The sequence below is a fragment of the Streptomyces sp. NPDC048248 genome, assembly GCF_043201875.1.
Lineage (GTDB): Bacteria > Actinomycetota > Actinomycetes > Streptomycetales > Streptomycetaceae > Streptomyces.
Map to the genome: position 1 here is coordinate 230,433 of NZ_JBICZL010000009.1, position 26,559 is coordinate 256,991.

21 protein-coding genes are annotated in these 26,559 nt (G+C 73.4%); 8 read left to right on the plus strand and 13 right to left on the minus strand.

Features of this window, described 5'->3' with window-relative positions; all coding sequences use genetic code 11:
• Nucleotides 1-178: 178 nt before the first annotated feature.
• The 3 genes from ACGFZW_RS21230 (at nt 179) to ACGFZW_RS21240 (ending at nt 3,523) form a co-directional block, all read left to right on the plus strand.
• Entirely contained in the window at nt 179-850 is a 672-nt protein-coding gene (locus tag ACGFZW_RS21230) for a bifunctional DNA primase/polymerase (RefSeq protein WP_393894714.1), read from the plus strand.
• Nucleotides 851-1,007: 157 nt separating this feature from the next.
• Nucleotides 1,008-1,889, plus strand: a complete 882-nt coding sequence (locus ACGFZW_RS21235) for an ABC transporter ATP-binding protein (RefSeq protein WP_393894715.1) — start codon at nt 1,008-1,010, stop codon at nt 1,887-1,889.
• A complete protein-coding gene (locus ACGFZW_RS21240) occupies nt 1,886-3,523 on the plus strand; it encodes a transporter (RefSeq protein ID WP_393894716.1) in 1,638 nt (545 codons plus the stop codon). Before ACGFZW_RS21235 ends, ACGFZW_RS21240 begins: the two co-directional genes overlap by 4 nt.
• A gap of 362 nt (nt 3,524-3,885) precedes the next feature.
• Here ACGFZW_RS21240 and ACGFZW_RS21245 read toward each other — a convergent pair whose 3' ends face one another.
• Together ACGFZW_RS21245 and ACGFZW_RS21250 are read right to left on the minus strand one after the other, a co-directional pair.
• Nucleotides 3,886-4,758 (minus strand): alpha/beta fold hydrolase, encoded by an 873-nt coding sequence (locus ACGFZW_RS21245; protein WP_393894717.1) that lies wholly within the window; start codon nt 4,756-4,758, stop codon nt 3,886-3,888.
• Nucleotides 4,759-5,476: 718 nt separating this feature from the next.
• Entirely contained in the window at nt 5,477-6,169 is a 693-nt protein-coding gene (locus ACGFZW_RS21250) for a metal-dependent transcriptional regulator (protein WP_393894718.1), read from the minus strand.
• 265 nt (nt 6,170-6,434) lie between these two features.
• On the opposite strand from ACGFZW_RS21250, the gene ACGFZW_RS21255 reads away from it, so the two are divergent.
• Nucleotides 6,435-7,202: an SIS domain-containing protein gene (locus ACGFZW_RS21255; RefSeq protein ID WP_393894719.1), complete on the plus strand. Its 768-nt coding sequence runs from the start codon at nt 6,435-6,437 to the stop codon at nt 7,200-7,202.
• A 55-nt stretch (nt 7,203-7,257) separates the two neighbouring features.
• On the opposite strand, the gene ACGFZW_RS21260 is transcribed toward ACGFZW_RS21255, so the two are convergent.
• Nucleotides 7,258-8,655 carry a PAS domain-containing protein gene (locus ACGFZW_RS21260; RefSeq protein ID WP_393894907.1) on the minus strand — a complete coding sequence of 466 codons (1,398 nt, stop codon included), beginning with the start codon at nt 8,653-8,655 and terminating at the stop codon, nt 7,258-7,260.
• 550 nt (nt 8,656-9,205) lie between these two features.
• Nucleotides 9,206-9,916 carry a pyridoxamine 5'-phosphate oxidase gene (pdxH, locus tag ACGFZW_RS21265; RefSeq protein ID WP_393894720.1) on the minus strand — a complete coding sequence of 237 codons (711 nt, stop codon included), beginning with the start codon at nt 9,914-9,916 and terminating at the stop codon, nt 9,206-9,208.
• A gap of 499 nt (nt 9,917-10,415) precedes the next feature.
• Here pdxH and ACGFZW_RS21270 point away from each other — a divergent pair, with 499 nt between their 5' ends.
• Nucleotides 10,416-11,516: a citrate synthase 2 gene (locus tag ACGFZW_RS21270; RefSeq protein WP_393894721.1), complete on the plus strand. Its 1,101-nt coding sequence runs from the start codon at nt 10,416-10,418 to the stop codon at nt 11,514-11,516.
• 78 nt (nt 11,517-11,594) lie between these two features.
• On the opposite strand, the gene ACGFZW_RS21275 is transcribed toward ACGFZW_RS21270, so the two are convergent.
• From ACGFZW_RS21275 to ACGFZW_RS21310, 8 genes are all read right to left on the minus strand, one after another.
• A complete protein-coding gene (locus tag ACGFZW_RS21275) occupies nt 11,595-12,224 on the minus strand; it encodes a TetR/AcrR family transcriptional regulator (RefSeq protein WP_393894722.1) in 630 nt (209 codons plus the stop codon).
• Nucleotides 12,212-13,015 carry an enoyl-CoA hydratase family protein gene (locus ACGFZW_RS21280; protein ID WP_393894723.1) on the minus strand — a complete coding sequence of 268 codons (804 nt, stop codon included), beginning with the start codon at nt 13,013-13,015 and terminating at the stop codon, nt 12,212-12,214. Before ACGFZW_RS21280 ends, ACGFZW_RS21275 begins: the two co-directional genes overlap by 13 nt.
• A complete protein-coding gene (locus ACGFZW_RS21285; RefSeq protein WP_393894724.1) occupies nt 13,012-14,601 on the minus strand; it encodes a 4-coumarate--CoA ligase family protein in 1,590 nt (529 codons plus the stop codon). Before ACGFZW_RS21285 ends, ACGFZW_RS21280 begins: the two co-directional genes overlap by 4 nt.
• 94 nt (nt 14,602-14,695) lie before the next feature.
• Nucleotides 14,696-15,859 carry an acyl-CoA dehydrogenase family protein gene (locus tag ACGFZW_RS21290; protein ID WP_393894725.1) on the minus strand — a complete coding sequence of 388 codons (1,164 nt, stop codon included), beginning with the start codon at nt 15,857-15,859 and terminating at the stop codon, nt 14,696-14,698.
• Between the two features lie 67 nt (nt 15,860-15,926).
• Nucleotides 15,927-17,837 carry a biotin carboxylase N-terminal domain-containing protein gene (locus ACGFZW_RS21295; protein ID WP_393894726.1) on the minus strand — a complete coding sequence of 637 codons (1,911 nt, stop codon included), beginning with the start codon at nt 17,835-17,837 and terminating at the stop codon, nt 15,927-15,929.
• A 7-nt stretch (nt 17,838-17,844) separates the two neighbouring features.
• Nucleotides 17,845-19,449, minus strand: a complete 1,605-nt coding sequence (locus ACGFZW_RS21300; RefSeq protein ID WP_393894727.1) for an acyl-CoA carboxylase subunit beta — start codon at nt 19,447-19,449, stop codon at nt 17,845-17,847.
• The gene (locus tag ACGFZW_RS21305; RefSeq protein WP_393894728.1) at nt 19,446-21,212 is read right to left on the minus strand and encodes an acyclic terpene utilization AtuA family protein; all 1,767 of its coding nucleotides are present in this window, start codon (nt 21,210-21,212) and stop codon (nt 19,446-19,448) included. Before ACGFZW_RS21305 ends, ACGFZW_RS21300 begins: the two co-directional genes overlap by 4 nt.
• Nucleotides 21,209-22,030 carry a TIGR03084 family metal-binding protein gene (locus ACGFZW_RS21310; RefSeq protein WP_393894729.1) on the minus strand — a complete coding sequence of 274 codons (822 nt, stop codon included), beginning with the start codon at nt 22,028-22,030 and terminating at the stop codon, nt 21,209-21,211. The genes ACGFZW_RS21305 and ACGFZW_RS21310 overlap by 4 nt, the downstream gene beginning before the upstream one ends.
• 362 nt (nt 22,031-22,392) lie before the next feature.
• Between ACGFZW_RS21310 and ACGFZW_RS21315 the strand changes: the two genes are divergently transcribed.
• Entirely contained in the window at nt 22,393-22,887 is a 495-nt protein-coding gene (locus tag ACGFZW_RS21315) for a hypothetical protein (protein WP_393894730.1), read from the plus strand.
• Between the two features lie 206 nt (nt 22,888-23,093).
• Nucleotides 23,094-24,467 (plus strand): cytochrome P450, encoded by a 1,374-nt coding sequence (locus ACGFZW_RS21320; RefSeq protein ID WP_393894731.1) that lies wholly within the window; start codon nt 23,094-23,096, stop codon nt 24,465-24,467.
• A 50-nt stretch (nt 24,468-24,517) separates the two neighbouring features.
• Here ACGFZW_RS21320 and ACGFZW_RS21325 read toward each other — a convergent pair whose 3' ends face one another.
• Entirely contained in the window at nt 24,518-25,408 is an 891-nt protein-coding gene (locus tag ACGFZW_RS21325) for a DMT family transporter (RefSeq protein WP_393894908.1), read from the minus strand.
• Between the two features lie 273 nt (nt 25,409-25,681).
• Between ACGFZW_RS21325 and ACGFZW_RS21330 the strand changes: the two genes are divergently transcribed.
• Nucleotides 25,682-26,545, plus strand: a complete 864-nt coding sequence (locus ACGFZW_RS21330; protein WP_393894732.1) for a LysR substrate-binding domain-containing protein — start codon at nt 25,682-25,684, stop codon at nt 26,543-26,545.
• The last annotated feature ends 14 nt before the right edge of the window (nt 26,546-26,559 follow it).

Here is a 26,559-nt window from a genome sequence, read left to right on the forward strand (position 1 = left end):
CCACGGCCGCCGCCGGGCGGCCTCTCCGCCCGTCAGGCAGGTGGCTACCCGTTCCTCGGGCCCCGGCCCCACACGCGCCCCCGCCGATGCACCCATGCGCCCCGCGTGCCGGAACGATGCGCCGGGGTGCGCCGCGTGTCGGCCGTAACCCTTGGTGACAAGGGAAGTTGTCCTCTGCGTGGAAGAGACCATCGGAGTCACAGGAGCCTCGCAGATCCCCAAGCAGCGCGGCGAGCAGCTGCTCGACACTGCGGTGCGTTACGCGGAAGAACGGCATTGGGACGTGTTCCCCGGCGCATGGCTGGAGCACGACGGCCGGACGCCGCGCTGCTCGTGCGGCGCCGCCGACTGCCCCGCGCCCGGCGCGCACCCCACCGCTCCGGGGTGGGCCGGTCAGGCCAGCGGCAGCGGGACGGCGGTCCGGCGCATGTGGACCAAGCAGCCGCACGCCTCCATCCTGCTCCCGACGGGCCGGACGTTCGAGGCGCTCGATGTGCCCGAGACCGCGGGCTGTCTGGCGCTGGCCCGTATGGAGCGGATGGAACTGCCGCTCGGCCCGGTGACCCGCACCCCCGACCGCCGGATGCTCTTCCTCGTCCTCCCCGGCGCCGCGGTGAAGGTGCCGGCCCTCGTACGCAGCCTGGGGTGGCCGCCCGCCGCCCTGGACCTGGTGTGCCGCGGCGAGGGCGAATACATCGCCGCCCCGCCGACCAGGGTGGGGACCCACGGCTCGGTGCAGTGGGCACGCCGCCCCACGGCCAGCAACCGCTGGCTGCCGGACGCGGAGGAGCTGATCAGCCCGCTGGGGTACGCCTGCGCCCGCGACGCGGCGGCGGCCAGGGGCCACTGAGCCCGGTCCACCGCGACGCTTCCGGCCCGTCCCTGCCCCTCCGTCCCCGTTGCCGCTGCGCCCGTCACCGATCCGGCCGCGCAGCCGGCCCGCCCGTATCGTGGGGCGCCGACGGGGGCAGGACCGGCCCCTGCGGGGACGTCGAAGGGCAGGACCGGTGGCCAACGAACCGGAACACAGCAAGGAGCGGGCCGCGACGGCTCCGCAGCAGACCGCACCGGACACCGGATCCGGCGGGCCGACCTCGGCGGACGGTGCGGCAGCCGGCGCGCCCGCCGTGCGCATCCAGGGCCTGTGGAAGCGCTTCGGCGATCAAGTCGCCGTCTCCGGCATCGACTTGACGCTGCCGGCGGGCCGCTTCATCGGCCTCGTCGGTCCCAACGGCGCGGGCAAGACGACCACGCTGTCCATGGTGACGGGCCTGCTGCGACCGGACTCCGGACAGGTCGAGATCGGCGGCCACGACGTCTGGCAGGACCCGGTCGCCGTGAAGTCCCGGATCGGCGTACTGCCCGAGGGGCTGCGGCTCTTCGAGCGACTGTCCGGCCGGGAACTCCTCGGCTACATCGGCCGGTTGCGCGGACTGCCCGGCGACGAGGTCGACAAGCGGGCCGGGCAGCTGCTGGACGTGCTGGACCTCTCCGGCTCCCAGCACAAGCTCGTCGTGGACTACTCGACCGGTATGCGCAAGAAGATCGGGCTGGCCGCTGCGCTGCTGCACAACCCCGAGATCCTGTTCCTCGACGAGCCCTTCGAGGGCGTCGACCCGGTGTCCGCGCAGACCATCCGCGGTGTCCTGGAGCGCTACACCGCATCCGGCGCCACCGTGATCTTCTCCAGCCACGTCATGGAACTCGTCGAGTCGCTGTGCGACTGGGTCGCGGTGATGGCCGCCGGGCGGATCCGCGCGGACGGCCCGATCGCGCAGGTGCGCGGCGCGGCGCCCTCGCTGCAGGACGCCTTCCTCGAACTCGTCGGCGCAGGTGACCGCGGGGCGGGTCAGAACCTGGACTGGCTGGGCGGTGGCGGCGCCCGATGAGCACCGAATCCGCCGTCGCTGTCGTCCGGCCGGCCGCCGCTCCCTCCCTGACCACCGTCTTCGTCCGGCTGAAGCTGACGCTGCTGCGCAACGGGCTGCGCCAGTCGACGGGGCGGACCCTGGCGTATGTCACCTCGATCATCGTCGGCCTGCTGTTCGCGGCCGGGGCGGTGCTGGGGCTCGTCGCGCTGCGGGGCAACGACCATGTCGGCGCACTGGTCGTGCTGCTCACCGGGATCCTCACCCTCGGCTGGGCGGTGATGCCGCTGTTCTTCCCCACCGGCGACGAGACCCTCGATCCCACGCGTCTGGTCATGCTGCCGCTGCGGCCGCGCCCGCTGATCGTCTCGCTGCTGGCCGCCTCGCTCGTCGGCATCGGCCCTGTCTTCACCCTCGCCCTGATGGTCGGCTCGGTGATCGCGGTCGCGGACGGGCCGGTAGCCGGCGCCGTCGGCGTCCTGGCCGTCGTCCTGGTGGTGTTGGTGTGCGTGTCCCTGGCGCGAGCCGTCGCCACCGCCTCGGTGCGGCTGCTGACCAGCCGCCGCGGCCGCGATCTGGCCGTCCTGAGCGGCCTGTTCATCGCCGTCGGCGCCCAGGGCGTCAACATCGCCGCCCAGAAGCTCGGCCGTCCCGACGGCCTGTCCGTGCTGGAGCCGCTCGGCGACGTACTGCGCTGGGTGCCGCCGGCTTCCGCGATGAGCGCCGTGGAGGACGCGGGCCACGGGGCGTACGGGCGGGCCGCGGCCGGCCTGGCGCTGACGGCGCTCGCCCTGGTCCTGTTGCTGTGGTGGTGGCAGCGGACCCTGACCACGCTGATGACGTCCCCGGACTCGTCCACGCTCCAGGCCGTGGAGAAGGACAGCGCCCGCAGGACCGGTACCGGCGAGCGTGGCCTCGCCCGGATGCTGCCGGACGGTCGTACCGGCACGGTCATGCTGCGGGCGCTGCGCTACGCATGGCGCGACCCCAAGACGAAGATGTCGTGGGCGACGTCGCTCGCCGTCGGCCTGCTGGTGCCGTTCGTCTCGTCCGTGCAGGGCAGGGGCAGCATCTACACCGCGTTCTCGGCGTCCGCGCTGCTCGGCATGCAGATGTACAACCAGTTCGGGCAGGACACCTCGGCGTTCTGGATGGTCGCCTCGACGATCTGCACCCCGCGGGACGCGTACCAGGAACTGCGGGCCCGTGCGCTGACGCTGGCTTTGGTGGCGGTCCCGTACGTGACGCTGGTCGTCATCGGCACCGCCGCCCTCATCGGGCCGTGGTCCTCCTTCATCGAGGTGTACGGGCTGTCGCTGGCCCTGCTGGGTGCGCTGCTGGCCACCGGGGCGCTGTCCTCGGCTCTCTTCCCGTACTCGATCCCGTCGGAAGGCAACAAGAACGTCGCCCCGGGGCAGGGTTCCATCGCCTGGTTCAGCCTCTTCGGCGGCCTGCTGATCGGCGCGGTGCTGAGCGCCCCGCTGCTCGGGCTGACGCTCTGGCTGCATATCGCGGGCATGCACGACCTGTTGTGGGTGCTGCTGCCGGTGGGCGCCCTCTACGCCGTGGGCATCGCGGAACTGGGCCTCCGGCTGGCCGCCCCACGGGTGGCCCGTCGACTGCCGGAAATCCTGACGGCGGTCAGCAAGGGGTAGGAGCCGGGCCCGCGGGCCATCGGTCATGAGGAGGGTCGGCCTTGCGGGGCCGGCCCTCCGGCGGTTGGCAGGGGCTCGTTGGCGCTCGTTGGGGCTCGTTGGGGCCCGCCTCCGGGCCCGGGGGGGGCTCGCTGCGGGCCTCTGAGGGCCTTGACTGCCACGTACGGGCTTGGTGCGGGCCTGTGGGCCTTGCCCCCGCTCGGTGGGCACGCTCGGGCGTCCTGGCCGGGCTCGTGGCCGGGCGCCTTGACCGGGCCCGACCTCCTGGCCGCATCGTCCCGGCCGGACTCCCCTCGTCGGAGGCTTTCGGCCGAGGCTCTTCGCGCGCTTGTGGTTCGCCGGATGCCCGGAGGGGCGGGCGGTCAGGTCGAGGGGAGGGACTCGGCCAGGAAGGGGTCGACGGCTCGGCGCCAGGCGTCGGGTTGTTCCCAGGGCAGGAGATGGCCGGTGTCGGCTATTTCTGCGTAGACACCGCCCGGGAGGACACGGACCATTTCCTGGGCCTCGGCGCGGCCCAGCTCGCCGTCGAGGCCGCGGACCACGAGCGTCGGGCAGCGCACCAGGGCGAGCTCCTCCCAGTGGGCGTCGTGCACCCAGGTCGCCCGGGCCGTGAGCATCTGGCGGCGGGAGAAGACGGGGCGCCAGCCGTCCGCGCGCTCGGCCATCACCTCGGCGAAGAACTCGCCGCGGGCCGGCCGGGGCCGCTCCAGCGTCGGGTCGTCCTCGCCGAACCACTTGCGGACATCGGCGAGGGTGGCGAACGGCACCGGCCAGGAGCGGAACCACTCGGTCCAATCCTGCTGCGACGCCGCCCCGAGCGCCGAGGCACGCATATCGCAAATCACCAGCGCGCTCACCAGATCCGGTCGGCGGGCCGCCAACTGCCACGCCGTCAGGGCCCCCATGGAGTGCCCGATCAGGGCGACGGGGGCCAGCCCGAGCTGCTCGATGGCGGCAATGGCGTCGTCGACATACGCGTCGCGGTCGTACGGGCCGTCAGCGGGCTTGTCGCTGCGGCCGTGGCCGCGCTGATCGAGGCCGACCGGGCGGTAGCGCGCGCTCAACCATCGCGCGGTATCGGCCCAGTGTGCCGCGCGGCCCATCAGTCCGTGCAGAAGCAGGACACCCGGCCCGCGCTCGGCCTCCCCCGCGCCGCCGATCTTGGGCCGCTCGGTGAATTCCCAGGCGGCGAGCCGCACGCCACCGGTCCCGGTCACGTCGATGCGTCGCACCATGCGCCTTGGCACCCCCAGTCGTCCCTCGATCAGCCCCACACTATCGAACCTCTATTCGAACGTACGGCATTCGCGCCCAAGACCCCTCGTTCGGGTGACCACGCTCAAGGATTGGCCGCGAGCGCCACGGGGAGAAATGTGGCGGGAGGCGGGCCCTACCGGGAAGGGGGCCCGCGGGAGTAGAAGACCCTGGGAGCTCGGGGCTCCGGGTCTTGGCGGGGGGACATGGGGAGGCGGGGCCTCGGCTGCTCGCAGCGCCGGGGCCCCGACTGTCTTCAGGAGGAGCAGGCCACGGGAGCGGCGGCCGCACCGCGTGCATCGCGTGCGCCTCGCGCGGCAGATGTGAGCGGCCGATCGGACTCCAGGGACGCATCCGAGCCCCCTCCCCGGCCCGAGAAGCCGACGGCGGGCGCCCTGTCCGCGTGGGCGTTCAGCCGCGCAGCCGCCCGGTCCCATCCAGGTCTTACGGCAATACGTCTCGTGGCGACGTATGCCTATGCGTCAGCGCCAGCGTGGCACGAGACCGGCTGAATCGCACGGATTCGCACAAGCCCGTTCAACCGGCAAGCAGCTGCCGAGCCCGTGGAACACCGCGTCCTCGCAGCTCAAACGACTCCCGCGGCCCGGTGGCCGTGCGGAGATTTTCCGGGCCCCGGTCCGGTGAGGACGTGCCCCCTCCGACGGCGCCCCGGCGCCCCGGAGGTGGGCTCCTGCTCGGTCAGCGCTTGGCGACGAAGACGTGGGAGGCGATGCCGGCGTCCAGCTCGGCGGCCTCACCGCTGCTGCCGACCAGCACTCCGCCCGGAGACTCCGTCACGCTCACCACAGCGCCCGGCTGCACGCCGGCCCTGCGCAGGGTGTACATGAGCTGGGCGTCGGCCTGGATGGGCTCGCCGATGCGGCGCACCACGACCGTCTTGCCGTCGGTCCCGGCGTCCAGGTCCGTCAGGCTCACCATGCCGGCGTCCAGGAACGGGTCGCCCCCGGCCGTCTCACCGAGCTCCTCCAGCCCCGGGATCGGGTTGCCGTAGGGCGACTCGGTCGGATGCCGCAGCAGCTCCACGACGCGGCGCTCGACCGCCTCGCTCATCACATGCTCCCAACGACACGCCTCGGCGTGGACCTGCTCCCACTCCAGCCCGATGACGTCGACGAGCAGGCACTCGGCGAGGCGGTGCTTGCGCATCACCCGGGTCGCCAGTCGCCGGCCCTCTTCCGTCAGCTCCAGGTGCCGGTCACCCGCGACCGTCAGCAGGCCGTCTCGCTCCATGCGCGCCACCGTCTGGCTGACCGTCGGGCCGCTCTGTTCGAGCCGCTCCGCGATCCGGGCGCGCATGGGGACCACACCTTCCTCTTCCAGTTCGAGGATGGTGCGGAGATACATCTCCGTGGTGTCGATCAGTCCGGACATGCGTGCCCCTCGATGTGTGGTGCGGTGGCCCTGGACTCAATTCTGACGCATCCCGCTGACAACAGTGCCTCCTCGTCCGCGCAGCGGACGTCGCGTCCGTATTGACAGGGCACTGGTCCAGACCGCAACGTGATCCGCGCCACGCTTGCCTCCCGGGCGAAAAGCCCGTCGGGGACAGGCTCGCGCAGTGGTGCGCGGTGGTGTGCGCGAGGCAGGGATGCCGGTGCGACGCTTCGACGAGACTCTACGAGAGGGGCCCGCGGCAATGGCTGAGAGCGACCGGAGCGACCGGCTGGGCGATCAGTTCTTCGAAGCCGCGATCGGCCTGCTGCGGCAGGTCCGTGACCAGGAGGGCGACCGGATCGCCGCGGCCGGGCAGCTGATCGCCGACACCGTCGCTGCCGGCGGCCGGGTCTTCTCCTTCGGCGCCGGGCACTCCTCGCTGCCGGCCCAGGACACGGTCTACCGCGCGGGCGGCCTGGCCATCATGAACCTGCTGTCCGTCCCCGGTGTCGTGGGCGTCGACGTACGGCCCGCGACGCTCGGCAGCGCCCTGGAGCGGGTCGACGGGCTGGCCGGCGCGGTGCTGGACACCAGCGCGCTGGAGGCGGGCGACGTGCTGGTGGTCATCTCGCTCTCCGGGCGCAACGCGCTGCCGGTGGAGATGGCGATGAACGCACGGGCGCTCGGCATCAAGGTCATCGGCCTCACCTCGGTGGCGTACACCGCGGAGACGAAGCCCCGGCACGCGTCCGGGACCTACCTCAAGGACCACTGCGACATCGTCCTGGACAGCCGCATCCCGGTCGGCGACGCGGAGTTGACGCTGCCGGGCATCGAGGCGCCCTTCGCCCCCGCCTCCACGGTCGTCACCAGCGCGATCATGCAGGCCGTGGTCGCGACGGCGGCCGGCGAGCTGGCGGAACGCGGCATCGACCCGCCGCTGCTGCGCTCGGGGAACGTCGACGGCGGTCACGAGTGGAACGGCCGGGTGATGAGCGAGTACGCCGACCGGATCTTCTACCGGCAGTGACCTCACCCCCGCGAGGGGAGCGCACGCCGCGGCCCCCCGGCCGGGCCCGTCCCTCTCAGAGCCCCGCGGCGCCCGCGAGGTCCAGTGCGGCGGCGATGCGGGCCGCGACGTCCTCGGCGTAGTCCGCGTCGGCGCGGTCGAACGGGCGGCGGGCCGGGGTGCGCAGAAACGTGACGACGCCGAGCGTGCGACCGCGGCTGCGCAGCACCACGCACAGGCCGTGCACCGTGCCGTCCGGCCATCTGCGGGCGGCCGCCCAGCCCTCGGACGCGTCGGGTCCGGCGCTGGTGCGCACCGAACCGCGGCGTTCGTACGCCTGGGCCGCCGGATGGCCCGGCGCGTACGCCACCGGAATGCCCGTCGGGGGAACCGCCTGGGAGGGGCCGGGGGAACCGGCCGGGGAGGCCAGGGTCCGCACCAGCCGCGGTGGGTCGCCCCACCGCGGGCGCCCGCCGGCCCCGGCCCGCTCGTCGGTCCCCTCCTCGGCCGGGCTCATGTCGGCGCTCCATTCCGCGTCCTCGCCGACCGGCCCGTACGGCGCCGGGGCGGGGGTGGTGGCGAGGTCGACCAGGCCGTGGTCGGCGAAGCCCGCCAGGGCGAAGTCGAGGTGGACGGCGGCGGCCTCGGCCGGGTCCGGGCACTCGGCGGCCGCACGGCCCGCGCGGTGCAGCTGCTGAGCCCGGAAGCGCAGCAGGGAGTTCTCCTGCTCGGCCCGCTTGGCCTCGGTGACGTCCTGGAAGAGCCAGGCCACGCCCAGCGGCACCGGTTCCTCGGCGAGCGGGGAGGCGAGCCGGACGAAGCCGCTGCGCCAGCACCGGCGCGGCAGGTCGGCCTCCTCCGAGCGCAGCGTCACCCACAGCTCGGCGGCGGCCGGTGGCGCGCCCTCGGCGAGGACGTGCTGCAGCGCGCTTTCCAGCTCCTCCACGCCCTGGGCGAGCAGGTCGCCCAGGGGACGGCCCAGCAGGGCGGTGCGCCCCACGCCCAGTACGCGGGCGGCGTGGGCGTTGACGGCGGCCGGCCGCAGATCGGCGTCCACCAGCACCACGCCCCAGGACGCGTCCTCGAAGAGGGCCTCGCTGAGGGCGATGGACCGCTCCAGGTCGATCTGGGTGTGCACCTCGCTGAAGGCGCAGTACACGCCGGCGACCCGGCCGTCGCCGCCGCGGACCGCCGAGGACTGGGTGCGCACGAGGACGCGGTGGCCGTCCTTGGTGAGCAGCGCGAATTCGTGTACCTGACGGCCGCGGGTGCGCATCGCGGTCGCGAGGACCGCGTCGATCTCGTCGCTGTCCTCCCGGCGGACGGCCCAGCCGGACAGACCGGGGCGGCCGACCGCCTCCTGGGTCGTCCAGCCCAGGATCCGCTCGGCCTCCTGATTCCAGTGGGTGACCGTGCCGTCGGCCGCGAAGGCGACCAGGGCCGCGTCCATGCCGTCCAGGAGGGCCGCGAGCAGTCCGGAGTCGTCGTTGCGCGGTGACCGGCCGGCATCGCCGGCGGGACCGGTGGGCGAGAGGGCCCCCTCCGTGCCCGGGGCCTGCGGCCCGTTCGCGGGACCGGACGACGCGGCGTCGGCGCGGTGATCGGACGACGAGGCTGACGAAGCAGTCACTGGCACCCCTTACGAACGCGGCCGCACGTGCTGCACCTGGGTCATTCAACTGGAACGTGACTCAGCACACACCCCATTCCCGGAAATCGTTGCTTCCGGGAAATTCGGTTGTGCGCGCCAGGAGCGGTTCCTAATGTGTGGAGCACACGAGAAGGGAGGTGGTTCGGCCAATGATTTCGCACCGGACGCGTGAGGTGGCTGCGGGCTAGCGGCCCGTCGCTTCACCATTGCAGCGCCGGACCAGCGCATACTGCAGATGCGCAGCCGGCCAATCCCAAGCAGTCACCCGACCCGCGGGCTGCCGGTTCGTCCGACCGGCCCTTCGCGCCACAGAGCGCGAGGGAGGCAGCCCGCGGGTCGTCTGCGTGTGGGGGCGATCACCGCGCGGACGCGGTCAGGGCGCCAACCGCTCCATACGCCAGGACCATGCCCCGGCGCCGCCCTCGGACGGCTCGTGTACGTACCGCAGCCGGTCGTGCAGCCGGTTGTGCCGGCCCTGCCAGAATTCCGCCGTTTCGGCGGTGACGCGAAAGCCGCCCCAGTGCGGCGGCGCCGGTACCTGTTCGCCTTCCGGATAACGCGCCGCCAATTGCTCGTAGGACCGCTCCAGTTCGGCGCGCGAGGCCACCGGCGAGGACTGGTCGCTTGCCCAGGCGCCCAACTGGGAGCCGTGCGGGCGGGTCCGGAAGTAGGCGGCGGTCTCGTCCCGGCCGATGCGTTCCGCGGTGCCGTTCACGATGACCTGGCGGGCGAGCGCGTGCCAGGGGAACAGCAGCGAGACATGGGGATTTTCGGCCAAGTCGCGGCCTTTGCGGCTCGTGTAGTTCGTGAAGAAGACGAAGCCGCGCTCGTCGAATGCCTTCAGCAGGACCGTGCGCGAACTCGGGCGGCCCGTGCCGTCCGCGGTCGAGACGACCATCGCGTTGGGTTCGTGCAGGCCGGCGGCGGTCGCTTCCTTGAACCAGTACGCGAATTGCTCGTACGGACTGGCTGCGAGGTCGGACTCGGCGAGTCCCTCGGCGCGGTAGTGCGCGCGCATGGACGAGGGATCGGGGTTCAGGGGAGAGGGCGTGTCGGCGGAGTGCACGGCCTCATCTTGCAGCATTCGACCTGCCCCGGTCAGCCGGGAAGGGTGGAAGTCTGCCCCTCGTCGACGGGCCGTAACCCTCCCGTCGGCGAATCGACCGGTGTGCCGGATCTCACCCTCCCCCGCAGGTGACGAACCCGCCAAAATCGTCGGTCGAGCCACTGTGGCCTTCGAACATCGCGAGCTATCGTGTCCGGCCTGAAGGGACTTACCGCTGCCCTGAAGAGACCACGCCGGAAACGTGATGCACCGGACCAGCGTTCCCGGCGCGCACGACCCACCGCAACGCACCGCACACACCCGTAACGCACCACCTCGCACGTGGCCGCCCGCGGCCCGACCCACCGCCGGCGGAACCGTCGCGTGACCTCTGCCCTGGCGGGGCATCACCGGGGTGACCGGAACGGACCGCGAGCTGCCCGGCGCAGCCGCGTAACCGCCCGGCACCGCGCACCAGACTCGACCGCACGGCATCGGTCACGGACCGTATGCCGTCCCCATCTTGAGGAGCCGCCTGATGTCCGACTTCGTACCCGGACTCGAGGGAGTCGTCGCGTTCGAGACGGAGATCGCCGAACCGGATAAGGAAGGCGGCGCGCTCCGCTACCGCGGGGTCGACATCGAAGATCTCGTCGGGCACGTGTCCTTCGGGAACGTCTGGGGGCTGCTGGTCGACGGGGCGTTCAACCCCGGTCTGCCGCCCGCCGAGCCGTTCCCGATCCCGGTGCATTCCGGTGACATCCGGGTCGATGTCCAGTCCGCGCTCGCGATGCTCGCGCCCGTGTGGGGCCTGAAACCGCTGCTGGACATCGACGAGCGGACCGCCCGCGACAACCTGGCGCGCGCCGCCGTCATGGCGCTGTCGTACGTCGCCCAGTCGGCGCGCGGGCAGGGCCTGCCGATGGTGCCGCAGCGGGAGATCGACAAGGCCGACACCGTCGTGGAGCGCTTCATGAAGCGCTGGCGCGGGGAGCCCGACCCCAAGCACGTCAAGGCGGTCGACGCCTACTGGACCTCGGCGGCCGAGCACGGCATGAACGCCTCGACCTTCACCGCCCGCGTCATCGCCTCCACCGGCGCCGATGTGTCGGCCGCGCTGTCCGGTGCGGTGGGCGCGATGTCCGGCCCGCTGCACGGCGGCGCCCCGTCCCGCGTCCTCGGCATGATCGAGGAGATCGAGCGGACCGGCGACGCGGACGCGTACGTCCGGCAGGCCCTGGACAAGGGCGAGCGGCTGATGGGCTTCGGTCACCGGGTCTACCGCGCCGAGGACCCGCGGGCGCGCGTGCTGCGGCGGACCGCCAAGGAACTGGACGCGCCGCGCTTCGAGGTCGCCGCTGCGCTGGAGAAGGCCGCGCTGGACGAGCTGCACAGCCGCCGCCCCGACCGGGTGCTCGCCACCAACGTCGAGTTCTGGGCGGCCATCGTGCTGGACTTCGCGGAGGTCCCGGCGCACATGTTCACCTCGATGTTCACCTGCGCCCGTACGGCCGGCTGGAGCGCGCACATCCTGGAGCAGAAGCGGACCGGCCGGCTGGTGCGGCCGTCGGCCCGCTACGTGGGGCCCGCCGGGCGCAGCCCGCGGGAGATCGTCGGCTTCGACGACATCGCTCGCTGAGCCGTCCCGCCCGGCTCCTCGCGGCGTTCGCGGCGGTCCCGGCACCGGCCGGGGCCGCCTGCCCGCCGCCCCGGCCTGCTAGCCGGCCGGGTTCAACGCCTCGTCGATGATCTTCGCCCACTGCGCCACGACGCGGTCGCGGCGGGCAGCGTCGTCCGTCAGGAGGTTGGCGAGGCCCAGGCCGCGCGCCATGTCCAGCAGGCCCTGCACCGTCTCGCGGACCCCGGGGACCGATTCGTCGGCCTCCAGCAGCGCCACCGCCGTGCGGTGCGCCTCGCGGCCCACCCGGGCCTCCAGCGCCGTGACCCGCTCGCGCAGCTGGTCCTCGTCGGATGCCGCGACCCACAGGTGGAGCGCGGCACGGAACAGCGGACCGGTGTAGAGGCCGACGATCTCCTCGACGATGATCCAGGTGCGGGCCACCGAACCGGCCGGCGGCAGATTGTGCGCCACGGCCTTCAGGGCACCCTGGCGCTTCTCCGCGACATGTTCCACGGCCGCCGTGAAGAGGTCCTCGCGGGTGCGGAAGTGGTGCTGCGCTGCGCCCCGGGAGACGCCCGCGCGCTCGGCGACGACGGAGACCGTGCTGCCGCTCCAGCCGCGCTCCGCCAGACAGGAGACGGCGGCCTCCAGCAGCTTGAGGCGGGTGGCGCGGCTGCGCTCCTGCTGGGGCTCCTTGGCGCCGCGGGCCGGCGTCACGGCGCCCATACCGGGGCCCTTCGCTCCAGGAAGGCCGTCATGCCCTCGCGCGCCTCGGCGGAGCCGAAGAGCCGCGCGGAGGTCTCGGCGAGGGCGTCGGTGTCACGGTCGAAGGCACGCAGCACCTCCGCCGTGACCAGCTTCTTGGACTCGGCCAGCCCCTGGGGGGAGCCCTTGCGCAGCCCTTCGAGGACGGGCGCGAGGCCGGCGTCCACGTCGTCCGCCGCCAGGGTGACCAGTCCGATCCGGGCAGCCTCGGCCGCGTCGAACTTCTCGCCGGTCAGGTAGTAGCGGCCGGCCGCGCGCGCGTCCAGGCGGGGCAGCAGGGGCAGGGAGATGACGGCGGGGGCGAGGCCGAGCCGTGCCTCGGTGAAGGCGAAGGTGGCCTCGGGGCCGGCCACCGAGATGTCGCAGGCACCGAGCAGCCCGAGGCCGCCGGCCCGGACGTGGCCGGTGACCCGGGCGACGACCGGTTTGGGCAGCTCGACGAGGGTGCGCAGCAGCCCGGCGAGGCCGAGCGGGCCGGCCGTCGGGGCATCGGTGGCGGTGGCCTCGGTGAGGTCGGCGCCCGCGCAGAAGGTGGTGCCGGTGTGGCGCAGGAGCACCGCGCGGATGGCGCCGGAAGCGGCCGCTTCGGCCAGCGCGGCCCGCAGCTCGGCGACCAGCCGGGCGGAGAGCGCGTTGCGGTTGTGCGGCGAGTCCAGGGTGAGGGTGGCGATGCCGCGCTCGTGCGCGACCCGTACGAGGGGCTCGGGCGGGGCAGCGGCGCCGTGCCCCGTGTCCGTGGTGGCGTCGGTCATCGGGCCGTCGAACTCCTTTCCCTGGCGCGCAGTTCGCGCCGCAGGATCTTGCCGGTGGCTGCGCGCGGCACGCTGTCGAGGAACTCCACGCGGCGTACCTTCTTGTACGGGGCGACCTGACCGGCAACGTACGCGATGACGTCGTCCTCACTCAGTTCGACCCCCTGCTGCCTGACGACGAACGCCTTGGGCACCTCGTTGCCGTCGTCGTCGAGGACTCCGATGACGGCCGCGTCGGCGATGGCGTCATGGGTGAGCAGCAGGGCTTCGAGGTCGGCGGGGGCGACCTGGTAGCCCTTGTATTTGATCAGCTCCTTGACCCGGTCGACGACGTACAGCCAGCCGTCGTCGTCCACCCGCCCGACGTCGCCGGTGCGCAGCCACCCGTCGGGGTCGATCATCGCGTCGGTCTCGGCGGGCCGCCCCAGGTAGCCCTTCATCACCTGCGGGCCGCGGATGAGGATCTCGCCACTGGCGCCCGCCCGGAGGTCGTCGCCGGTCTCCAGGGAGACGATGCGCATCTCGGTGCCGGGGACGAGCTTGCCGACGGCCCCCGCTGGAGGCCGGTGCGCGTCCAGGGGTACGACGTGCGTGCCCGGCGAGAGTTCCGTCATCCCGTACGCCTGCATGACGGGCGGCAGCCCCAGCCGCCGGGAGCACGCCGCCGCGAGTTCGGCGTCCAGGGGCGCCGCGGCGCTCACGAGGTACCGGAGGGAGGACAGGTCGTATCGGGCGACGAGGGGGTGCTTGGCGAGCGCGAGCACGATCGGCGGTGCGACGTACACGGCGGTGATGCGGTGTTCGGCGATCGCGGCGAGGAACTGCTGGAGGTCGAAGCGGGGCAGCACGACGACGGTGGAGCCGTTGCGCAGTGGTGCGTTCATCAGGGCGGTGAGCCCGTAGATGTGGAAGAACGGCAGTACGGCCAGCACCCGGTCGTCGGGTCCGCTGCTGATCAGCGGGTCGAGCTGGGCGAGGTTGGTGGCGATGCTGCGGTGGGTGAGCATCACGCCCTTGGGTGCGCCGGTGGTGCCGGAGGAGTACGGGAGCACGGCCAGGTCCTCGGCCGGGTCGAGGACGACGGACGGCTCGGGGGCGGTGGAGGCCAGCAGGTCCACGACCGACCTGTGGCCCTCGGCGCGGTCGCAGACGAAGATCTCCGCGACGCCGCCCGCCCGGCGTGCGGCGCCGCGCGCGGTGTCCAGCAGCGCAGAGACGGTGACGATCCAGCGGGCGCCGCTGTCGCGCAGCTGGGTGGTGAACTCGCCCTCGGTGGCGAGCGGATGGACGGTGGTGACCGCCGCCCCACAGCGCGAGGCGGCGTGGAAGACGGCCGGGAAGACCACGGTGTTCGGGCTGTGCAGGGCCAGCACGTCGCCCTTGCGGACACCGGCGTCGGCGAGGCCTGCCGCGATCCGACGGGTGGCGTGGTCGAGCTGCGCGTGGCTGAAGGTGGTGCCGTCGACTCCGTCGATCAGCGCGGGGTGGTCGCCGTACACCGCGGCCCGCCCGAGGACGGCTTCGTGGATCGGCAGCTCGACGGGCGCGATGTCGGCGTATGTGCTGTGGAAGACGTGGAACACCATGACCGGTCCTTCCGTGCGACGGTGGGCTGCGGTGCGACGGTGCGGGTGGGACGGCGGTTCGGGTGCGGGCCGCGCTCGGGGTGCCGCGCCGGGCTCAGTAGGACTTGGGCAGGCCGAGCGACTGGTGCGAGACGAAGTTGAGAATCATCTCGCGGCTGACCGGCGCGATCCTGGCCACCCGCGCGGCGGTGACCATCGAGGCGAGGCCGTACTCCTGGGTGAGGCCGTTGCCGCCGAGGGTGTGCACGGCCTGGTCGACGGCACGCACCGCGGCCTCGGCCGCCGCGTACTTCGCCATGTTGGCGGCCTCGCCCGCGCCCATGTCGTCACCCGTGTCGTAGAGATGCGCGGCCTTCTGCATCATCAGCCGGGCCAGTTCCAGTTCGATATGGGCCTGTGCGAGCGGGTGCGCCACGGCCTGGTGGGCGCCTATGGGCTCCTTCCAGACCTGGCGGGTGCGGGCGTAGTCGACGGCCCGGTCGAGGGCGTAGCGGCCCATGCCGACGGCGAACGCGGCGGTCATGATGCGCTCGGGGTTGAGGCCGGCGAACAGTTGCAGCAGCCCGGCGTCCTCGTCGCCGACCAGCGCGTCGGCGGGCAGCCGCACCTCGTCCAGCGTCAGCTCGAACTGCTTCTCCGGGGCGGCCAGTTCCATCGGGATGGGGCTGCGCCCGAAGCCGGGGGTGTCGCGCGGAACGATGAACAGGCACGGTTTGAGGCGGCCGGTCCTGGCGTCCTCGGTGCGGCCGACGATCAGGGTCGCGTCGGCGATGTCCACTCCGGAGACGAAGACCTTGCGTCCGTTGAGTACCCACTCCGCACCGTCCCGGCGGGCGGTGGTGGTGATGCGGTGCGAGTTGGAGCCGGCGTCCGGTTCGGTGATGCCGAAGGCCATCTTGCGGGTGCCGTCGGCCAGGCCGGGCAGCCAGGTCCGCTTCTGCTCCTCGGTGCCGAAGCGGGCGATGACCGTGCCGCAGATGGCGGGTGACACCACGAGCATCAGCAGCGGGCAGCCGGCCGCGCCCAATTCCTCCAGCACGAGGGAGAGTTCGGCTATGCCGCCGCCTCCGCCGCCGTACTCCTCGGGGAGGTTGACGCCGAGGTAGCCGACCTTGGCGGCCTCAGCCCACAGGTCGTCGGTGTGCTTTCCGTCGGCGACGACCTGCGCGAAGTACGCCCGGCCGTAGCGCTTGCCGAGCGCGGCGACGGCGTCCCGCAGGGCGCGTTGTTCCTCGGTCTCGATCACAGGGTTGCTCATGACGGCTCCTTGTGCGGTGGGTGAGGGTCGTGCGGGGCGGGGCGCGCGGACGCGCGCTCGTGGCGGTTCAGTCGGTGACGACGGCGAGCAGTGCGCCCACCTCGACCTGCTGGCCGGTGCGGACCGGCAGCGCCGTGAGGGTGCCGGCGGCCGGCGCGGTGATCTTGTGCTCCATCTTCATCGCCTCCAGCCACAGCAAGGGCTGGCCCGCGGTGACGCGATCGCCCTCGGAGATGCCGGGCGCGAGGCGCACGACCGTGCCGGGCATCGGGGCGAGCAGCGAGCCGGGCTCGGTGCGGGCGGCGGGGTCGAGGAAGCGGGGCAGGGCGGTGAGGGCGTGCGCGCCGAGCGGGGAGTCGACGTGGACCCGGTCGCCGTAGCGGGAGACGGTGAACTCCCGTCGCAGCCCGTCGACTTCGAGAACGACTCGGTCCGGGGCGAGGGTGTACAGCCGTACGCCGGGGAAGTCCTCGGCCCGCAGTCCGTCGCGGCCCAGGCGGTAGCGGACCTCGTGGGTGGCACTGTCGCCGCCCACGCCCTGGTAGGTCTTCGTCTGCTGCTGCGAGGGGACGTTGCGGAAGCCGCCGAAGCGGGAGCGGCCGTGCGCGTCGGCGAGGGCCGCGGCCAGCGCCGAGAGCCCCTCCCGGGAGTGCCGGGTGGCGTCATGCGCGGTCAGCTCGGCGAGGTGGCGGTCGTAGAAGCCGGTATCGAGGCGGGCGGCCACGAAGTCCGGGTGGCGCAGCGAGCCGACGAGCAGGTCGCGGTTGGTGACAGGGCCGTGGATACGGGCCCGCTCCAGGGCGTGCGCGAGGCGGCGGACGGCCTCGGCTCGGGTGGGCGCCCAGGCGATGACCTTGGCCAGCATCGGGTCGTAGTGGACGCCGATGGTGTCGCCGTCGGTGACCCCGGAGTCGAGCCGGACGTCGCCGGGGACGCGGAAGTGGTGCAGCGTTCCGGTCTGCGGCTGCCAGTCGTGCGCGGGGTCCTCCGCGTACAGCCGGGCCTCGACCGCATGGCCGCTGGGTTCCGGGGGCCGCGGCTCCAGGGCCTGTCCTTCGGCGACGCGGAGCTGGAGGGCGACCAGGTCGACCCCGTGGACCGCCTCGGTGACGGGGTGTTCGACCTGGAGGCGGGTGTTCATCTCCAGGAAGTACGGCTGCCCGTCGCCCGAGAGCAGGAACTCGACGGTGCCGGCGCCCCGATAGCCGATCGCGCGGGCCGCTTCGGTGGCCGAGTCGTGCAGGGTGCGGCGCAGTGCGTCGTCCAGGCCGGGGGCCGGGGCCTCCTCGATGACCTTCTGGTGGCGGCGCTGGAGGGAGCAGTCGCGGGTGCCCAGCGCCCAGACGGTGCCGTGCGCGTCGGCGAGGATCTGGACCTCGACGTGCCGGCCCTCGACGACGTACGGCTCCAGGAAGACCTCGCCGTCGCCGAAGGCGGATGCCGCTTCCGCGGCGGCCGCGGTCAGTGCGTCCGGCAGTTCGCCGGGTGTGCGCACGATGCGCATGCCGCGCCCGCCGCCGCCCGCGGCGGCCTTGATCAGCAGCGGCAGGTCGGCCGCGGTGACGGCGGCGGGGTCGAGGGGTGCGAGCAGCGGCACCCCGGCCCCGGCCATCAGCTCCTTGGCCCGGGTCTTGGAGGCCATGGCCTCGATCGCGGCGGGTGGCGGCCCGATCCACCGCAGCCCGGCGTCGATGACCGCAGCGGCGAACCCGGCGTTCTCGGAGAGGAACCCGTAGCCGGGGTGGACGGCGTCCGCGCCGGCCGCGAGCGCGGCCTTCACGATGAGGTCGCCGCGCAGGTAGGTGTCGGCGGGCGCGTCGCCCGGCAGGCGTACGGCCGCGTCGGCCTCACGGACGTGCGGGGCGTCGGTGTCCGCGTCGGAGTGCACGGCGACCGTCGCGATGCCCAGTTCGCGGCAGGTCCGAAAGACCCGGCGGGCGATTTCGCCGCGGTTGGCGACAAGTACCGAAGAGATCATTCCTGCCTCACATCCGGAAGATGCCGAAGCCGCCGCGCGCGCCCTCGACCGGGGCGGTGTGCACGGCGGACAGGCACAGGCCGAGGACGGTGCGGGTGTCGCGGGGGTCGATGACGCCGTCGTCGTAGAGCCGCCCGGACAGGAACATCGGCAGCGACTCGGACTCGATCTGCTGCTCGACCATGGCCCGCAGCCCGGCGTCCGCCTCGTCGTCGTAGGGCTGCCCCTTGGCGGCGGCCGAGGCGCGGGCGACGATCGACAGCACACCGGCGAGCTGCTGCGGTCCCATGACGGCGGATTTGGCGCTCGGCCAGGCGAAGAGGAAGCGCGGGTCGTAGGCCCTGCCGCACATGCCGTAGTGGCCCGCGCCGTAGGAGGCGCCCATCAGGACGCTCAGGTGCGGCACCTTCGAGTTCGACACCGCGTTGATCATCATCGCGCCGTGTTTGATGATGCCGCCCTGCTCGTACTCCTTGCCGACCATGTAGCCGGTGGTGTTGTGCAGGAACAGCAGCGGGATGTCCCGCTGGTTCGCCAACTGGATGAACTGGGCGGCCTTCTGCGACTCCTCGCTGAACAGCACGCCCTGGGCGTTGGCGAGGATGCCGACCGGGTAGCCGTGCAGCTCCGCCCAGCCGGTGGTCAGGCTCGGCCCGTACAGCGGCTTGAACTCGTCGAAGTCCGAGTTGTCGACGATCCGGGCGATGACCTCGCGCGGGTCGAACGGCGCCTTGAGGTCACCGGGCACGATGCCGAGCAGCTCCTCCTCGTCGTACTTCGGCGGTGCCGCGGGGGCCGGATCGGCGTGCGCCTTGCGCCAGTTGAGGCGGGCGACGACGCGGCGGGCCTGCCGCAGCGCGTCCGGTTCGTCGGTCGCGAAGTAGTCCGCGAGGCCGGAGGTGCGGGCGTGCATCTCGGCGCCGCCCAGCGACTCGTCGTCGCTCTCCTCGCCCGTCGCCATCTTCACCAGCGGCGGCCCGCCGAGGAAGACCTTGGCGCGCTCCTTGACCATGATGACGTGGTCGGACATCCCGGGAACGTACGCGCCGCCCGCGGTGGAGTTGCCGAAGACCACCGCGACGGTCGGGATGCCGGCCGCCGACAGCCGGGTGAGGTCCTTGAACAGCGCCCCGCCCGGGATGAAGATCTCCTTCTGGCTGGGCAGGTCGGCGCCACCGGACTCGACGAGGGAGACGACCGGGAGGCGGTTGGCGTACGCGATCTCGTTGGCCCGCAGCGCCTTCTTCAGCGTCCAGGGGTTGCTGGCGCCGCCCCGCACCGTCGGATCGTTGGCGGTGATCAGGCACTCCACGCCTTCGATCACGCCGATCCCGGTGACCAGCGACGCGCCCACGGTGTACTCGGGCGAGGCGCCCCAGGCCGCGAGCGGCGACAGCTCCAGGAACGGGGTGTCGGGGTCGAGCAGCAGCTCCACCCGCTCACGGGCCGGCAGCTTGCCGCGGCTCCGGTGACGGGCGAGGTACTTCTCGCCGCCGCCCGCCAGAGCCTTGCCGTGCGCGGCCTCGACCTCCGCCAGCTTCTCGAGCATCGCCGTACGACGCTCCGCGTACTCGGCACCAGCCGGGTCGACCCCGGTCGGGAGCACGGTCACAACAACACCTCCGGTATCTCCATGTGCCGCGCGCGCAGCCACTCCCCCACGGCCTTGGCCTGGGGATCGAAGCGGGCCCGCGAAGCGACGCCCTCACCCAGCAGGCCCTCGACGACGAAGTTCAGCGCCCGCAGACAGGGCAGCAGGTGCCGGTCCACGGGCAGTCCGGCGGTCTCCGGCAGAAGGTGACGGAAGCGGTCGACGGTCAGCTCGTGGGCAAGCCAGCGCCATGCCTCGTCGGTCCTGGCCCACACCCCGACGTTCGCCGCGCCGCCCTTGTCCCCGCTGCGCGCGCCGACCACCAGGCCGAGCGGCGCCCGGCGGGTCGGCAGCGTCGCATCGAGCGGTTCGGGAAGCGGCGGGTCCGCCAGGCGTTCGCACTCCCTCGTGCGTTCCGCGGGCGGGACGGCGACCCGGGTGCCGTCCGGCAGCACCGCGGTGTGCGGCACGTCGGCCGGGTCCACGCTCACCGCCTCGAAGACGCCGTACGGCTCTCCCTTGCCGGGTGGGGCGGTGACATGGAAGCCGGGGTAGCTGGCCAGCGCCAGTTCGACCGCGGCGCCGCTGACGACCCGGCCCACCGCCGCCTGGTCGGGGTCGCGCACCACCATCCGCAACAGCGCGCTCGCCTCCTCCTGCACGTCGGCGTCCTCGCGGTCGGTGCGGGCCAGCGTCCAGCGCACCTCGGCCGGGCGCCGGACCGCGGCGTCGAGGGCGGCGTCCATCTGGCCGCGGACGAGTTCGGCCTTGGCCTCGATGTCCAGGCCGGTCAGCACGAACGTGACCTCGTTGCGCCAGCCGCCCAGGCGGGTCAGTCCGGCCTTCAGCGTCGGCGGCGGCGCCTCGCCCCGTACTCCCTCGATACGGACCCGGTCCTGTCCCTCGTCCACGAGCCGCAGGGTGTCCAGCCGCGCCGTGACATCCGGCCCCGCGTAGCGCGCTCCCTGGGTCTCGTACAGCAGTTGGGCGGTGACCGTGCCGGCCGTGACGGCGCCCCCGGTGCCCGGGTGCTTGGTGATCACCGAGCTGCCGTCGGCGGCGATCTCGGCGAGCGGGAAGCCGGGCCGCAGCAGGTCGTGGGCACCGAAGAAGGAGTAGTTGCCGCCGGTGGCCTGGGTGCCGCACTCCAGGACGTGCCCGGCGACGACGGCCCCGGCCAGCCGGTCCAGGTCCTGCGCGTGCCAGCCGAAGTGCGCCGCGGCGGCGCCACTGACCAGGGCGGCGTCGGTGACCCTGCCGGTCACCACCACCTCGGCGCCGGCCCGCAGGCAGGCCGCGATCCCGCCCCCGCCGAGGTAGGCGTTGGCGGTCAGCACGCCGTCGCCCCGGTCCGCCCCAAGGGCTTCCGACGGGCTCCGGTCCAGGGGGGACCCCGCCGGCGCCAGCAGGTCGTCGCCCTCGACATGCGCGACCCGTACGGGCACGCCGACCTTCAGCGCCAACTCCCGCACCGCGTCGGCGAGTCCGGCCGGATTCAGCCCGCCCGCGTTGGTGACGATCCGCACCCCGCGCTCGGCGGCCAGGGCCAGGGTCTCCTCCAGCTGCCGCAGAAAGGTCCTGGCGTAGCCGCGCGCGGGATCCTTCAGCCGCTCCCGGCCGAGGATCAGCATGGTCAGTTCGGCGAGATAGTCGCCGGTCAGGACGTCCAGCGGGCCGCCGGTGAGCATCTCGCGGACGGCGTCGAACCGGTCGCCGTAGAAGCCGGAGGCATTGCCGATCCGCAGCACGCCCGGGTCGGCACCGAGCGGCGTCCCGGGGCTCACGCGCCGCTCCCGCCGGCTCCCGTGGCCGCGGGGCCGGACGGCGCGCGGCCCTTCCCGGGTGGTCCGGCGAACGCCTGGGCGATGCCCAACCAGCGCTCCGCCTCGGCCCCTTGGGCACGCACGCCGGGTACGTCGTCGCGGTGCGCCCGCTGCGTCACCAGCAGGCAGAACTCCAGCGCGTCCCCGGTCACCCGCTCGGCGGCGTCCGGCGGGCCGTAGTCCCAGACCGCGCCGTCCGGCGCTCGCAGCTCGACCCGGAAGTCTTCCTCTGGCGGCGTGAGTCCGTGGGCGGCGTAGGAGAAGTTGCGGGCCCGCACGCCGATCCGGGCGACATGCCGCAGCCGGGTGGTGGGAGCACGCCGCACACCCAGCGCGTCGGCGATGTCCTGGCCGTGCGCCCAGGTCTCCATCAGCCGCCCCGTGGCCATCGACGCGACGCTCATCGGCGGGCCGTACCACGGCAGTTTCTCGCCGGCCGGGCGCTCGGCGAGTGCCGTCGCCAGCGCCTCGCGGCCCGCCCGCCAGTCCGCGAGCAGCTCCGCGGGCGACGCCTGCGCCCCGGCCTCCGCGGCGTCGTCGACGAAGGTCAGCGGCGCGGCGAGCGCCTCCTGCGCGGCCCGGAGGAAACCGTCGGGGTCGGTGGCCGAGCGCAGGGCCTGCCGGTCGGTCCAGGCCAGATGGGCGATCTGGTGGGCGACGGTCCAGCCCTCCGCGGGAGTGGGGGCGGCCCACCGCCCCGCGGGGAGCGCGCCGACGACGGCGTCCAGCTCCTCGCTCTCGGCCTTGAGATCCGCCAGTACGGCGCCGGGACCGGACACGCGGCACTCCCCTCCTCGGCCCGACTGCCTTGACGGCGGGGCACGTTGGCATGCGTCGCGGGCCGCGGCGGAGTGCCGCGGCCGTACGGGTGCGGTGTGGTGCGGTGCGCTCCGAGCGTGGCAGCGTCGACAGAAACAATCAAGCACGCCTGCATGATTTTCTCCCCGGACACCACCGCCAAGTCGGTGAATAAGGCGCGCCGACCGGTGAGCGGCGGCGCAGCCGGTCAGACCTATCAGGGACCGCTCTCCCACCCCTCGACCTCGTTCGCCCCTTCTCACCCCTCACCCCCTCATCTCGCGCCCCCTCGCTCCCCTCTCGCTTAGGTTGTGTGTTCCACGGAAGGACGGCCCGAGCCGCGATGCGCTCCACCGCACTGACCCTCTCCACAGCCACCGTCACCGCCCTGCTCGTCTGCGGCGCGCCCCCAGCCGCCGGCGCCACGGCGCACCCCGCACCCGCCCCGCACCGCGCCCTGCGGCTGCTCGACCCGCCGCGGATCGTCACGGTGCAGGGCGAGCTGAACCGCCTGACCGCGAGATGCCCGGACGGCTCCTACGTGATCAGCGGCGGCTTCGAGATCTCCGGCTACGAGATCGAGCAGACCGTCACCGCGTCGCACCCAACGGCCGCGGGCGATGGCTGGGTGGTCAGCGCCGACTCGATCAACCCGGAACTGCTCAAGCAGCTGGAGGTCATCCAGGCCAAGCAGGACGCCGTGGACAACGCCACCACCGACGCCCAACGCGAGGCGGCACAGAAGGAGTTGGAGGAGGCGCAGCGGATCGCCTACAACATGCCGCAGCGCGCCCCCGTCAACGGCGCGGTCCACGCGGTCTGCTCCACCGGAGCCTGATCCGGCGCGCCGGAACACCCGGGGGCGGGACCGGGTGCGACCGTGCGCGCCACCGGGCTCCCGCCGCTTCCCGTGCCGCCCCGTCACCCGGTGCGTTGCCGGTGGCCCGCCGCCCCGTCGTGGTAGACGGGGGGAGGCGGCACCTGGCAGCCGCCCGGGGCCGGTTCCGGCCGCCGCGGAATGCTTCGCACCTGCCTGGAGGGGCCATGTCCGTGTCGCCGTCCGTGCCGCAGTCCGTGCCGCTGCACCGCGTCGCCGGGCCGCGGGGACTGCCGTGGCTCGGGAATCTCCCGGAGTTCGGCAGCGACCCGCTGGCTTTCCTGGTCCGTCTGCGGGAGGACTTCGGGGACACCGTGACCTGGTCGCTGGGCCCGCGGCGCAGTCTGTTCCTCGCCCACCCGCAGCACATCGCGGAGATGCTGGCCGCCCGGGAGCAGACCTTCGAAATCCTGGAGATCGGCTGGGCGTTCAAGCAGCTGCTGGGCCGCAGCGTCATCCGCAGCCGGGGCGCCGACTGGCGTCGCAAACGCTCCCTGGTGCAGCCGACCGTCCGGCCCCGGCAGGTCCGCGGGTACGCCACGACCATGGTCGACTGCGCCCGGCTCGCGGCCGAGACATGGCGCGACGGCGACCGGCTCGATGTGCGCCGGGCGATGGCGCTCATCACCCAGCGGGTCGTGCTGCGCACCCTGTTCGGCAACGACCTCGCGGCGGGAACCCGCGCGATCGGCGACGCGATGGCCCTGGCCGAGCAGGTGGTCGGCGACGAACTCCGGGGCGTCAACCTCTTCCTGCCCGCCTGGGTTCGTACCCCCTCCCGGCGGCGGCTGCTCGGCGCCGTCGCCACCATCGACGCGGAGGTGCACCGGCTGATCGGCGCGCGCCGGGCGGCCGGAGGAACCCTCGACGACCGTGACGATCTGCTGAGCAGGCTGCTCGCGGCGCGCGACGAGGAGGGCAGGCCGCTTTCGCCCGTGGAGGTCAGGGACGAGGCGGTCACGCTCTGGGCGGCCGGCCACGAAACCACCTCCACCGCGCTGACCTGGGCCTGGTATCTGCTGTCCGGCGCCCCGGAGGTCCGGGCACGGCTGGACGACGAGCTGGCGCGGGTGCTCGGCGGACGGCTGCCCGGTATCGACGACTACGAGCGGCTGTCCTACACCGGCCAGATCGTCAAGGAAACCCTGCGGCTGTACCCCCCGGCCTGGCTGATTCCCGCCGTGGCCGGGGAGGGCGCCATGCTGGGGGGCCGGGGCATCCGGGCCGGGACGACCGTGTGGTGCAGCCAGTGGACCACCCACCGCGACCCCCGGTGGTTCCCCGATCCCACGGAGTTCCGGCCGGAGCGGTGGGCGCCCGACGCGCGGGACGCCGTACCCGACCACGCCTGGTTTCCGTTCGGCGGCGGTACGCGCGCCTGTCTCGGCGCGCGCTTCGCCCAGGTCGAGGCGGTACTGCTGCTGGCGACGCTGGCGCAGCGCTTTCATCTGGACGTCACCCCACGAGAGGTGCGCCCCGAGGTCGGCCTGCTGCTCCTGCCGGCCACGCGGCTGCACGCCACCCTGCGCAGCACCGGCTGACGCGGGAGGCGCGGGCGGCGGCGGAGCCACGGCCCCGGCGCCGTGCGGGATCAGCTGTGCGAGGACGCCCCCGCGCTGCGTACCGCGCCCACGCTCGCGACGACGACCAGGCCGATCGCCAACACCTCGACCCAGCCCAGCGCCTGGTGCAGGACCAGGAATCCGGCGGTGGCCGCGGCGGCCGGCTCCAGGCTCATCATGACCGCGAAGCCCGAGGCGGGCAGCTTGCGCAGGGCGAGCAGTTCCAGCGTGTAGGGCAGCACCGACGACATCAGGGCGACGGCGGCGCCCAGGCCCAGGGTGACCGGGTCGAGCAGCGCGGCGCCCGCGCTCGCGACGCCGAGCGGGAGGCTGAGCACCGCGGCCACGGTCATGGCCAGCGCGAGCCCGTCCGCCTGGGGGAAGCGCTGGCCGGTACGGGCCGAGAGCAGGATGTACGCGGCCCACAGTCCACCGGCCGCCAGGGCGAAGCCGGCGCCGGCGAGGTTCAGGCCGTCGAAGCCCTCGCGGCCCAGCAGCACCACACCCCCGAGCGCCAGCGCCGCCCACAGCATGCTCAGCGCCCGCCGTGAGGTGGCCACCGACAGGATCAGCGGACCGAGGAACTCCAGCGTGACCGCGGCACCCAGCGGAATGCGGTCGATCGCCTGGTAGAAGAGCGAGTTCATACCGGCCAGGGCCACGCCGAAGGCGACCACCGTGGCCCAGTCTCCGCGGCTGTGCCCGCGCAGCTTGGGGCGGCAGACGATCAGCAGCACCAGCGAGGCGACGACGAGGCGGAGGGTGACGACGCCCAGCGCTCCGGCGCGCGGGAAGAGCAGCACCGCCACGGACGACCCGAACTGGAGCGAGACGATGCCGCCGATGACCAGCGCCACCGACACCAGCCGCCCGCGCGCCCCCGCGGGGCCCGCCGCACCGGCCGCCGCCTCCGCCGTCATGACCTCCGGCGAGGCGGGCACCGGGTGGTGTATCGACCCGTCGTGGGCCGGGTCACCGGAGGCCGGGCCGGCCGAACCGGAAGCGGTCGCGGCCCGAGCGGCGGTGGCGCCGGACGAGGCGCCGCGAGACGGCGTGGCGGAGGGCTCGGAGGGGGCGGAAGTGGCGGCTATGGGGCCATCGGAGCCGGCGGGGGAAGAATTCACACCCCCACGCTAAAGGCCACCCTTCCGGTCCGTGAAATGCCGTTTCCCCTGTTGTTATGCTCCACACGCATGACCATCGAGCTGCGTCATTTCCGCTGCTTCCTCGCGATCGCCGACACCCTCAGCGTCACCCGCGCCGCCGAGCGGCTCCACCTGACCCAGCCGGCCGTCTCCCGCACCCTGCGGCAGCTGGAAGTGGAACTGGGCGTCCGCCTCGTCGACCGCTCCACCCACCACCTCGCGCTCACACCGGAGGGCACCAGCTTCCGGGATCGGGCCGCCATCGCGGTGACCGCCTTCGACCGGGCGCTGGGGCACCCGCACCGGGGCTGGCCGCTGCGGCTCGGCCACGCCTGGTCGGCGGCCGGCCGGTACACCACCGTGCTGCTCCGGCGCTGGCGCGAACGGCACCCCGACACCCCGCTCGAACTGCTGCGGGTGGACGACCGCACGGCCGGGCTCGCCCGCGGCGACGTCGACGCGGCCCTGCTGCGCGGTGAGGTCAGCTCCCCCGGTCTGGTCACCGAGCAGCTGACCACCGAGCCCAGGGTGGCCGGGCTGCCGGCCGACGACCCGCTCGCCGGCCGCGCCACCCTTGCGCTCACCGATCTGGCCGACCGCACCCTCGCGCTGAACACCGTCTCCGGCACCACCACCCTGGACCTGTGGCCCGCGGGGAACCGTCCGGCCTCGACCATCACCATCGGCAACACCGATGACTGGCTGGCGGCCATCACCGGCGGCCGGGCGGTCGGCGTCACCACCTCCGCCACCGCCGGGATGCACCCCCACCCCGCGATGGCGTACGTCCCGCTGACCGACGCCCCGCCCGTGCCCGTGGTGCTGGCCTGGCGCGACAGCCCCGGCCACCCGCTCATCCCGGACCTGATCGCGCTGGCCCACGAGGTCATCGGCGAGACGGGCGGCGCCTGAGCCGGCGCGGTCAC

Excerpts from the sequence above, each read along its gene's own strand:
- ACGFZW_RS21290 (WP_393894725.1), bottom strand. The coding sequence starts at position 15,859 with ATGAGCAACCCTGTGATCGAGACCGAGGAACAACGCGCCCTGCGGGAC.
- ACGFZW_RS21325 (WP_393894908.1), bottom strand. The coding sequence starts at position 25,408 with ATGACGGCGGAGGCGGCGGCCGGTGCGGCGGGCCCCGCGGGGGCGCGC.
- ACGFZW_RS21285 (WP_393894724.1), bottom strand. The coding sequence starts at position 14,601 with ATGGTGTTCCACGTCTTCCACAGCACATACGCCGACATCGCGCCCGTC.
- ACGFZW_RS21250 (WP_393894718.1), bottom strand. The coding sequence starts at position 6,169 with ATGTCCGGACTGATCGACACCACGGAGATGTATCTCCGCACCATCCTC.
- ACGFZW_RS21295 (WP_393894726.1), bottom strand. The coding sequence starts at position 17,837 with ATGATCTCTTCGGTACTTGTCGCCAACCGCGGCGAAATCGCCCGCCGG.
- ACGFZW_RS21255 (WP_393894719.1), top strand. The coding sequence starts at position 6,435 with ATGGCTGAGAGCGACCGGAGCGACCGGCTGGGCGATCAGTTCTTCGAA.
- pdxH (WP_393894720.1), bottom strand. The coding sequence starts at position 9,916 with ATGCTGCAAGATGAGGCCGTGCACTCCGCCGACACGCCCTCTCCCCTG.
- ACGFZW_RS21240 (WP_393894716.1), top strand. The coding sequence starts at position 1,886 with ATGAGCACCGAATCCGCCGTCGCTGTCGTCCGGCCGGCCGCCGCTCCC.
- ACGFZW_RS21280 (WP_393894723.1), bottom strand. The coding sequence starts at position 13,015 with ATGACCGACGCCACCACGGACACGGGGCACGGCGCCGCTGCCCCGCCC.
- ACGFZW_RS21320 (WP_393894731.1), top strand. The coding sequence starts at position 23,094 with ATGTCCGTGTCGCCGTCCGTGCCGCAGTCCGTGCCGCTGCACCGCGTC.
- ACGFZW_RS21275 (WP_393894722.1), bottom strand. The coding sequence starts at position 12,224 with ATGGGCGCCGTGACGCCGGCCCGCGGCGCCAAGGAGCCCCAGCAGGAG.
- ACGFZW_RS21270 (WP_393894721.1), top strand. The coding sequence starts at position 10,416 with ATGTCCGACTTCGTACCCGGACTCGAGGGAGTCGTCGCGTTCGAGACG.
- ACGFZW_RS21315 (WP_393894730.1), top strand. The coding sequence starts at position 22,393 with ATGCGCTCCACCGCACTGACCCTCTCCACAGCCACCGTCACCGCCCTG.
- ACGFZW_RS21330 (WP_393894732.1), top strand. The coding sequence starts at position 25,682 with ATGACCATCGAGCTGCGTCATTTCCGCTGCTTCCTCGCGATCGCCGAC.
- ACGFZW_RS21245 (WP_393894717.1), bottom strand. The coding sequence starts at position 4,758 with ATGGTGCGACGCATCGACGTGACCGGGACCGGTGGCGTGCGGCTCGCC.